Raw genomic sequence first — 1,224 nt, 5'->3', positions numbered from 1 at the left:
CCACACACCCTGGCGCATGGCTGCCGCATGTCAACGCGCTTTGGGGTAATTTCAACCGCCTGCTTGAAGGCAACACTTATCTCAGGACAATCCAACGACACAAAATTCCCTATCGCTTTGGGCAAACGGTCATCCAGGCAACGGGCAAAGGCCAGCTCGAATATATAGTCACAGCGAAGCTAGACCCCCGTGGGAGACCCGTCCCCGGCAGCGAAAAAGAAATCGCCGCCGATACGCTCTGCCTGGGCTTTGGGCTTATCCCCAACACCGAGTTAGCGCAACTGGCCGAATGCCAGCACGAATACAGTACAACGCGCGGTGGCTGGGTTCCCGCACGCGATAAATATCTGCAAACCAGCCAGCCCGGTATATACGCGGTCGGCGAAGCCGCCGGAGTTGGCGGCGCGGACATGGCCTTGATGGAGGGGCAAATTGCGGCGCTGGCAATCACGCGCCGCTTCAACCAGATTCCTGCCCTGCAACGCCAACTGCGCCCCCTGCGTCGCTTCGCCGTCATGCTCAACACATTATTTGCCCCTCCGCTGGCGCTGAACACCCTCGCCAGCGACGAAACCATCATTTGCCGCTGCCAGGAAGTACGCGCCGGTGAAATTCGTCAGGCTGTCCGCCAGGGCAACCACACCCTTGGCGGCCTGAAGAACAGCATCCACATTGGGCAGGGCCAATGCCAGGGGCGCACCTGCGGCCCGTTGCTTACCCGCCTGATCGCCAGCCAAACCCACGAACCGCCCGAGGCTGCCGGGCAATTCCGACCGCGCCCACCGCTTAAACCCATCTCGCTCGGCGCGTTGGCACAGGAGCAACGGCCATGAACACCACGGCAGATGCAATCATCATTGGCGGCGGAATCGTGGGAGCAGCCTGTGCCTACTATCTCAGTGAGCGCGGCCTCGCGGTGCATCTCATCGAGCGCGATTTTCCCGCCAGCGGCACTTCGCGCGCCTGTGATGGCCTGATCCTTCAGTGGGATAAACTGCCCGGCGCGGAGCTATCGCTGGGGCTTGCCAGCCAGAAACTCTGGCGCGATCTCGCCGCAGAACTGGATGCAGAAATCGGTTTTGAACAGGCCGGGACGATATTTCTGGCTGAACAGGCGGACCAAATGGAGGCAGGCAAAGAGAAAGCCAACGCCCTAAGCGCATCCGGTCAACGCGCCGAAGTGCTCACCCCCGGGGAACTGCGGGAACTGGAACCGGAGTTGGC

At 61.3% G+C, this 1,224-nt stretch carries 2 protein-coding genes; both read left to right on the top strand.

Annotated features, from left to right (window positions below):
• On the top strand, positions 1–833 hold an 833-nt coding region (locus tag HN413_15120; protein ID MBT3391728.1), incomplete at its 5' end, for an FAD-dependent oxidoreductase.
• A partial coding sequence (locus HN413_15115) for an FAD-binding oxidoreductase (GenBank protein MBT3391727.1) occupies positions 830–1,224 on the top strand: 395 nt, incomplete at its 3' end. The genes HN413_15120 and HN413_15115, both read left to right, overlap by 4 nt.

The organism is Chloroflexota bacterium (genome assembly GCA_018648225.1).
Lineage (GTDB): Bacteria > Chloroflexota > Anaerolineae > Anaerolineales > UBA11858 > NIOZ-UU35.
This window is presented reverse-complemented; position numbering and strand designations above follow the sequence as displayed.